The sequence below is a fragment of the Leucobacter sp. genome, assembly GCF_053528595.1.
In genome coordinates this window covers 1-8,175 of record NZ_JAIVPF010000008.1, presented here as the reverse complement: position 1 = coordinate 8,175, position 8,175 = coordinate 1, and the positions used below count along the sequence as shown (strand labels likewise).

6 protein-coding genes are annotated in these 8,175 nt (G+C 69.1%); 4 read left to right on the top strand and 2 right to left on the bottom strand.

Annotated elements, in window-relative coordinates; translation table 11 throughout:
• Window positions 1-339 precede the first annotated feature (339 nt).
• On the top strand, window positions 340-2,736 hold the full coding sequence (locus ACWKZU_RS01430) for an HtaA domain-containing protein (RefSeq protein ID WP_449280606.1): 2,397 nt from the start codon (window positions 340-342) through the stop codon (window positions 2,734-2,736).
• A 57-nt stretch (window positions 2,737-2,793) separates the two neighbouring features.
• A complete protein-coding gene (locus ACWKZU_RS01425) occupies window positions 2,794-3,699 on the top strand; it encodes an HtaA domain-containing protein (RefSeq protein WP_449280605.1) in 906 nt (301 codons plus the stop codon).
• A 70-nt stretch (window positions 3,700-3,769) separates the two neighbouring features.
• Here ACWKZU_RS01425 and ACWKZU_RS01420 read toward each other — a convergent pair whose 3' ends face one another.
• Together ACWKZU_RS01420 and ACWKZU_RS01415 are read right to left on the bottom strand one after the other, a co-directional pair.
• Entirely contained in the window at window positions 3,770-4,585 is an 816-nt protein-coding gene (locus ACWKZU_RS01420) for a heme ABC transporter ATP-binding protein (RefSeq protein WP_449280604.1), read from the bottom strand.
• Window positions 4,585-5,670 (bottom strand): FecCD family ABC transporter permease, encoded by a 1,086-nt coding sequence (locus tag ACWKZU_RS01415; protein WP_449280603.1) that lies wholly within the window; start codon window positions 5,668-5,670, stop codon window positions 4,585-4,587. Before ACWKZU_RS01415 ends, ACWKZU_RS01420 begins: the two co-directional genes overlap by 1 nt.
• Window positions 5,671-5,817: 147 nt before the next feature.
• Here ACWKZU_RS01415 and ACWKZU_RS01410 point away from each other — a divergent pair, with 147 nt between their 5' ends.
• On the top strand, window positions 5,818-6,936 hold the full coding sequence (locus ACWKZU_RS01410; protein WP_449280602.1) for a heme/hemin ABC transporter substrate-binding protein: 1,119 nt from the start codon (window positions 5,818-5,820) through the stop codon (window positions 6,934-6,936).
• Window positions 6,937-7,139: 203 nt separating this feature from the next.
• On the top strand, window positions 7,140-7,913 hold the full coding sequence (locus ACWKZU_RS01405; RefSeq protein WP_449280601.1) for a LytR C-terminal domain-containing protein: 774 nt from the start codon (window positions 7,140-7,142) through the stop codon (window positions 7,911-7,913).
• Window positions 7,914-8,175: the final 262 nt, after the last annotated feature.

Genomic DNA, 8,175 nt, shown 5'->3' with positions numbered 1-8,175 from the left:
TTCTACAAGGAGATCGCCTGGATGTCGCAGAGCAAGTTGTCGACGGGTATCAAGCAGCCTTCGGGCAAGCCGGTGTACGCGCCGAAGAGCAATGTGACGCGTGAGGCGATGGCTGCGTTCCTCTACCGCGCAGCGAAGTAGACGATCGCTGAGCGAAGCGGGTGGAGATCGGACTCCTGGTGTCCGTCTCCACCCGCTTCGCCGTTTCAGAGATTTGCATCATCAGATGAACTCGATCACACTGGTAGATGCGTTCGAACTCACGTGATCATCGATCATCGGACGACTGAGGATCCCCGCGCGCCCGGCGCGCACAGAAGGTCAGGGAGCATTCCACTCATGCATTCACGGAGAACCCTTCGCGGACTCGCGGCGGCGATGCTGACGACAGCACTCGTGGCGGGAGGCGCGCTACTCGTCGCTCCCGCGGGGTATGCCGAGGTGCTCCCGGACCCCGAGACTTCCGCCTCCGTTCCGGCCGAACCGCAGGAGCCGGCGCAGGAGGAACGGCCTCCGGCCGCGCCTGCTGATGGCGGCTCGGGAGACGCGTCGGCGGCCGAGGATCCTCCGTCCGCCGGAGAGCCTGCTCCGACCACGCAGCAGCCGGCGATCGATGACGCATCCGATCCGCACGAGGGTGCTGAGGAGGGCGGAACAGCGAACGAGACCGAGCCGGCCGCTGTTGATCCGGCAGCCCAGCGCCTGATCGCAGCGGCGCCGCAAGGGTCATCGGAGGTCTCGCTGCAGCTCGAGATCGCAGTCGCTCCCAAGAAGTCCCTCACCGTGGCGATTCAGGCGAGCGGATTCGATGACGAGGTTCATGAGATCGAGGCCGCACTCATCGAGAAAGGCGCTGAAGCAGGCCTGAACGCCGACGAGCACATCGCGCGTGCGGACCCGTCGCCCGCGGTGTCGTCGGGAGAGACCGCATTCGAGTTGACGGCTCCGGTCGGCGACCTCGACCGCACGCAGCAGTACGAGGTGCTGCTGTGGACGCCGGGTGCGGATCCAGCCGAAGCGGACAGCGTCTACGCCCGCGCCGACCTCCCGGTGACGAACGCGCACTGGGACCAGCTGTTCGGCGCTGCGCCGGTGGATCCGGCATGGAACGCAAAAGCCGTCGTCGGCAGTTTCGAATGGGGCGTTCGAGAATCGTTCCGCAAGTACGTCGTCGGGCCGATCGCCGGTGGCTCCATCACAGTGACCAAGCCTGCCGCAGGTAAGGATGTGTTCACGTTTCCCCAGGTCAAGAACACCTGGAATCCGGAGACCCAGAGAGGCACGATCTCCTACGCGGGAAGCGTCAACTTCCGAGGTCACGAGGGTGTACTCGACCTCGACCTGGCCAACCCGATCGTGAACGTGAAGACGGCTTCTTCGGCCGAACTGCAGGTGCCCTACGACGGCAAGATCCTCACGATCGCGACGATCGACCTGAAAGCGTCCGGAGCGACGAAGCATACGCGCTCGGATGGATCGATCCGCTTCGCCAACACGGTGGTGAAGCTGACGGAGGCCGGCGCCGAGACCTATTTCGAAGGGTACGTCCAGCAGGACTACGAGCTCGATCCGCTCTCCTTCACCGTCGGCGCCGACTCCAAGACGGCGAAGCCGGTCGATCCGCCGACGAAGAAGCCCACCGAGAACAAGCCCAAGCCGAAGCCCACGCAGCCCAAACCGCTGCCGCCGGTCACCACTGGCTCCGGTTCGCAGGCCGCTGGCTCCCTGAGCTGGGGCATCTCGAGCGCCTTCGCGAGCTACGTGACCGGGCCCATCGCCAAGGGCGAGATCTCCACGAGCGGAGTGGGCAGATCCGGGGGAGGATACCTCTTCCCGCAAGCAGCCGGCGGCAACTGGAGCACCGCGGCCCAGACGGGCAGCGTGCAGTACTCGGGGGTGGTCACGTTCACCGGTCACAAGGGGCTGCTGTCCGAGACCTTCAGCAACCCGGTGATCACCGTTTCGAGCGCGAGCTCGGGCACCATCAGCTCCGGCGGGCGCAGCTTCGGCCTCGATCTGGCTTCCGCCAGCAAGTCCGTCGGCCGGAACGGCGAGGTCACTTGGAGCGGCGTGCCCGTGCTGGGCGGCATCTCGGGTGGCGCCTCGGGCGGCAACCAGTACACGCTCGCGGTCGATCCGCTCAGCTTCACCGTCGGCACTGCGAGCACGGTCAGCTACGGCTCGACCGCCGTCAGCAACGCGTCACTGAAGCGCACCGCTGCAGACGCGCCCCCGGCAACCACCGGTATCCGTGTGATCACGCCGGCGAAGGATATCGTTCCCGGAGGGGAGATCGAGTTCGAGGCGCCCGGATTCGAATCGAAGGAGCGGGAGATCCTCGTCGTGCTGTACTCCGATCCCGTCGTGCTCGACGAGGCGGCCGGAGCCGACGAGAACGGCACCGTGCGGTGGATCGGCACGATTCCCGAGGACACCGAACCCGGCGAGCACACCATCACCCTGCAGGGGAGCACGAACGCCGGTGCGGTGATCACGGTGCTCGACGGAAAGCGCGCGAAGAAGGCCGCGGTGGAGCAGCAGATCGAGATCCCGGACAGTGCGCAGCAGAGCGCTCCTGTCGCGGCGGGAGTCGTCCCGGCGGGTTCGGCGGTTCCCCAGTGGAGCTGGTGGATCGCGGCGATCGGGCTGGTCGCTGTGGCCGGTGCGATGGGTGGTCTCGTCGCCAGGCAGCGTCGAGCACTCGCGCACACCGACGCGCAGTCCCCGGATCAGTAGTATGAGCTCCGCGTCGCCGCCCGCGGCGCACCAAGTGACACAAGGAGAAGAATCCCCGTGGAGACCCGTTCCCAGCGCAGCGCACCCGTAGCCACCCCGCGAAGGATCGGCGCCGCGCTCGGCACCGGGATCTTCGCCGCGGGAATGCTCATCGCACCCGCGGCGGCGACGGCCTCCCCGCTCGCAGCCACGAGCCCGACGCTGTGCGCCGTGAACGAGGCGACGCTCACCTGGGGTGTCAAGGAGAGCTTTCGTTCGTACATCAGCGGCAGCATCGCCAACGGCGAATGGACCGTGAGCGACGACATGCGTTACGAGACGCCGAGCTTCATCTGGGACAAGGCCGAGGGAGGATTCGCGAGCACGCTCGAGTCGGGCAGCATCGCGTTCACGGGCGCGGTGCACTTCACCGGCCACAGCGGCGCGATGGAGCTCGATCTCGCCGACCCGGTCATCGAGTTCGAGGGCGAGAGCACGGCATATCTCGTGCTGAGCATGGGGTCGACGGACAGCGCCGACGCCGGCGGCGAGGCCACGACCGAGCCCGTGCGCGCGGCGAAGATCGATCTCACCGGCGCTGTCGCATCGGACGGCACGACGCTCGAGATCACCGACGCCGAAACCCGGCTCACCGCCGAGGGCGCGGACGCGTTCAACGGCGACTACGGCAGCTACGTCGCCGGTGAGGAACTGGATCCCATCACGGTGAACGCTCAGGTCGCGGACTGCTCGCTGGCAGACTCCGAGCCGGCCGTCGCCGAGGAGGACGCCGGAGAGGAACAGGCCGCCGAGGAGGAGGCCGTCGCGATCTCCGCGCCCGAGCAGAGCATCCCCTGGCTGCCCATCGCCATCGGCGGCGCGGCCCTGCTCGTGATCGGCGTGACCGGCGGCATGCTCATCGCCGGGCGAGGCAAGAAGGGGGCTGCGGCCGGCCGCGGTGCCGAGGACTCCTCGACCGAGTAGCAGCGCCCGAGAGCCGCGAGGCGCCGGTACCGCGGGTACCGGCGCCCTTCCCGTTCCCGGTCGCGACACCTCAGCCGCGCCGCGGCAGCACGATCCCCGCGCCCGTCACGGGATGCGTGATCACCTCGACGGGCGTGCGGTACACCTCGCTTACGATCTCTGCCGTGAGCACCCGATCCGGAGCGTCGCAGGCGACGATCCGTCCGTCCTGCAGCAGCGCGATGCGATCCGCGAAGGCCCCGGCGAGATTGAGGTCGTGCAGCACGACGATCACCGCGTCGCCGGCGCGGGCGCGATCCCGGGCGATGCCCAGCACCGCCTCCTGGTGCCCCAGATCCAGCGCGGCCGTCGGCTCGTCGAGCATCAGCACTCCCGTGCGCCCCGCCATCACACGCGCGAATGCGGCTCGTGCCCGCTCGCCTCCGGAGAGCGACGGTACCCGCCGGTTGCCGAGGTGCGCGATATCGGCGGCCCGGATCGACTCCGAGATCGCTTCGTTGTCGTCCTCCTCGAGCGGGGTGCGGCGCCAGGGCGCGCGCCCCATCTCCACCACCTGGTGCACCGTGAACGGGAACAGCAGCTGGTTGTCCTGCAGGAGGACGCCGCGCCGTCGCGAGAGATCCGAGAGCGACCACTCCGAGATGCTGCGGCCCCCGAAGAGGATCTCGCCGCGATCCGGCTTCATATCTCCGGAGATCAGGTTGAGCAGCGTGGACTTGCCGGCGCCGTTCGGACCGAGCAGCGCGAGCACCTCGCCCGCGCGCACGTCGAGGGACACGTCGTCGAGCAGCTTGCGGCCGCCGCGCTCGAGCACGACCGAGTCGGCGCGGCAGACCACCGTGCCGGTGGCCGCCCGTTCGGGCAGCACGAAATGCCGGGCGGCCATCAGCCCCACCCTCCGGAGCGCTTGCGGGTGCGCCGCAGCAGCCAGAAGAAGAAGGGACCGCCCACGAGCGCCGTGAGCATGCCGATCGGCATGTCGGCGTTGGGTACGATCGTGCGCGCCGCGAGATCGGCGAGGGTGAGCAGCAGCGCGCCGCCGAGCGCCGACGCGGTGACGAGCGGCAGGTGCGCGGGGCCGAGCACCATGCGCATGAGGTGCGGGATCACGAGCCCGACGAACGAGATGATGCCCGCGAAGGCGACGGCGGCGCCCGTGAGCAGCGCCACGACGAAGATCATCGAGATGCGGAGCACCTCCACGTTGACGCCGAGGTGGCGGGCATTGCGCTCGCCCAGCGAGAGCAGGTCGAGCTTGCGCGCCGCGAAGTAGGCGGCGAGCAGCCCGAGGGCGACGACGGGTGCCACGATGAGCACCTGCGACCAGCGGCTGCCCGCCAGGCTGCCGAGCTGCCAGAACACGATCTGCTCGCGCGACTGGGTGTCGCCAAGGAAGGTGAGCAGCGCGATGGCGGCCCCCGCGATCGCATTGATCGCGATACCCGTGAGCACCAGCGTCACGACCTCGGTGCGGCCCTCCGCCCGGCTCATCGCGTAGACGAGCAGCGTGGCGCAGAGGCCTGCGGCGAAGGCGAACACGGCGGTGGTCCACTCGCCGAAGATGGTGAGACCGAAGACGATCGCGAGGCCGGCGCCGACCGCGGCGCCCGAGGAGACGCCGATCACGCCGGGCTCGGCGAGGGGGTTGCCGAAGATGGCCTGCATGAGCAGACCGGCGACCGCGAGACCCGCCCCGATGAGGGCCGCCATCGCCACGCGGGGGAAGCGGATCGCCCACAGCGTGGCGTCGCCGGTCGGATGCGCCGGCATCGGCAGCCAGTCGATCCCCACCCGGTGCAGCAGCGACCCGAGCACCTCCTGCGGCGGGATCGCCAGCTGCCCCGTGCCGGCCGACACGATGACCGAGGTGATGAGCGAGATCGCGAGCGCTGCGAAGAGCACCGTCTTCGCCGTCGTGTGACGGGACGCGTCCGTGCGACGGGAGGCGGTGATGGGCGGGGGTGAGGTCATACGGTGCGGGGTCGCCTTCATGCAGACGCGCCGCGAGCGAGGCTCGACCGGCGCGGCGATGTGCTGGATCTTCGAAGTCCGAGAATCATCCTACCTTTGTTGGGATAGGCTGAGCAGGTTAAACGTCTGATGAAAGGGGTTCGCTCCGTGGCACAGGGACGCGCACGCAGGGGGGTGGCGCTGGCGCTGCTGGCGCTCATGGGCCTCGGTCTGGCCGGCTGCCAGACGGGCTCCTATCACGGCGACCTCTCGGCCGCCGAGTCGGTGGACCTGCCGCCCCTGAGCGAGCTGACCCCGCTCGAGGATCCGAGCTCCTACGAGGGGCCGACCACCGCGGTGATCGGCGGCCCGAGCATCCCCCCGCTCACCGAGGCCCCGGATCCCGAGCTGCCGGTGACGGTCGTGTCCAAGGACGGCGCCGGCGACACCGAGGTGACGGTGGATGACGTCTCGCGCATCGTGCCGCTGTCGCTCAGCGGTTCGGTCGGTGAGCTCGTCTACGCCTTCGGCATGGCGGGCAACATCGTCGGGCGCGACGTCTCCACCAACTTCCCCGGCTCCGAGGACATCCCCGTCGTGACCCGCGACGGGCACTCCATCGACGCCGAGGGCGTGCTGGCGCTCAATCCGTCGGTCATCGTCACCGACGGCAGCATCGGCCCCACCGATGTGGTGCTGCAGCTGCGCGACGCCGGGATCCCCGTGGTGACGGTCGGGCGCGCGATCGACGCCGAGACCAGCTATACGACCGCCCAGCAGGTGGCGGACGCGCTCGGGGTAGGGTCGGTGGCTCCGGACATCATCGACACCCTGCGGCAGGCCATCTCCGACAAGGAGGCCGAGGTGCGGCAGCTGCTGCCCGCCGACGAGTCGAAACTGCCCCGAGTCGCGTTCCTGTACGTGCGCGGCACCGCGGGCATCTTCTACCTCTTCGGCGAGGGCAGCGGCGTCGACAGCCTGATCCGCTCCATCGGCGCGGTCGACGTCGCCGAGGAGATCGGGTGGATCGGCGAGAAGCCCATGACCGAGGAGGCCCTCATCGGCATGGATCCCGACGTCATCCTCGTGATGACGAAGGGGCTCGAGAGCGCGGGCGGCGTCGACGGGCTGCTCGCCGCGCAGCCGAGCATCGCGCTGACGACGGCCGGCAAGAACAAGCGCATCATCGACGTGGACGACACCGTGCTCTTCGCCGGGGGCACACGCATCCCCGATGTGATCGACGGTCTCGCCCGCGCGGTGTATGCACCGGACTCGCTACAGTAACGCGTCAGCGTTACGGGGTCCGGTGCCGAGCGCGCCCCCGCGCTCGGCCGACGTGCGGAGCACGGAGGGAGACTCGCTGCAGCAACGCTCCGGCGTTGCGGCGGGCGGACGGCCGGTCCTGTCACCGTTCTGGCAGGCGGCGCCATGTAATCTAGTGGAAATCGCCCGGGCGGCGATCCTCGGGTGGACAACAGGGAGATGACGTGGCGCAGACCAGCGAGCACACTGCCGAGCGCCGTGATACTCGCCGCGACTCCACGCGGGATCGCTTCGACGCCGTGAAGCGCAGCGGCCGGGTGGGCGCTCACCGCATCACCGCTCGCCCGCGCTACGTCTGGCAGTACGTCGTCGCCGCCCTGCTCGGCTTCGCGCTGCTGACGACGATCGGGATCGTCGCGGTGCACAGCATCGGAGCGGCGGGAAAGCTGCCGACGAGCAGCCCCTCGGCCGGAACGGGAACCCCCCAGGCGCCGCAGCCCGAGCTCGATCCCGAGGCCACCGTCGCGGTGCTCAACGGCACCGCGACCCCGAACCTCGCGACCGCGGTCGATCAGCTCATCACGAGCGAGGAGTGGGGCCAGATCCGCTTCTCCGGCAGTGCGGCCGAGTCCGACGTGGCCATCTCGGCCGTCTTCTACGCGGATCCCGCGGACGAGGCCGCTGCCGCGGGTCTCGCGGCGAAGCTGGGCGGGATCTCCACCTACATCACCGAGGATTACGCCGCCTACGAGGTGCAGCTCGTGGTGCTGATCGGCGCCGACTACCAGGGCCCCGGCCTCGAGGAGGCGCAGGCGCTCACCGACGCCGCCTCGGAGACTCCCTCGGCCGACGCCGGGACCGACGCCCCCGCGATCGATCCCGCCACCGGATACGAGATCGACCCCGCCACGGGGTGGCCCGTCGATCCGGCCACCGGGTGGCCGATCGACCCCGCGACCGGGGTTCCCACGGATCCCGCGACGCTGCCCGCGTCCTGATCCCGGCACGCGGGATCACTCCCGTGTTCGCTCATCGCGAGCGCATCTGCTTGCACTCGCGATGCCTGAGTGCCAAGATTGGTGTTAGCAGTCGATTCGACTGAGTGCTAAATATCCGTGACCGGCGCCATGCGCCGGCACGGTGATCACCCACCACAGAGACGTCCAGGAGGGGCGAATTACATGGCAAAGATCATTGCGTTTGATGAGGAAGCGCGTCGGGGGCTCGAGCGGGGTCTGAACACCCTCGCCGATGCCGTGA

Bases quoted from the DNA above. Each gene is read 5' to 3' on its own strand.
- ACWKZU_RS01430 (WP_449280606.1), top strand. From the start codon at position 340: ATGCATTCACGGAGAACCCTTCGCGGACTCGCGGCGGCGATGCTGACG.
- ACWKZU_RS01420 (WP_449280604.1), bottom strand. From the start codon at position 4,585: ATGGCCGCCCGGCATTTCGTGCTGCCCGAACGGGCGGCCACCGGCACG.
- ACWKZU_RS01415 (WP_449280603.1), bottom strand. From the start codon at position 5,670: ATGACCTCACCCCCGCCCATCACCGCCTCCCGTCGCACGGACGCGTCC.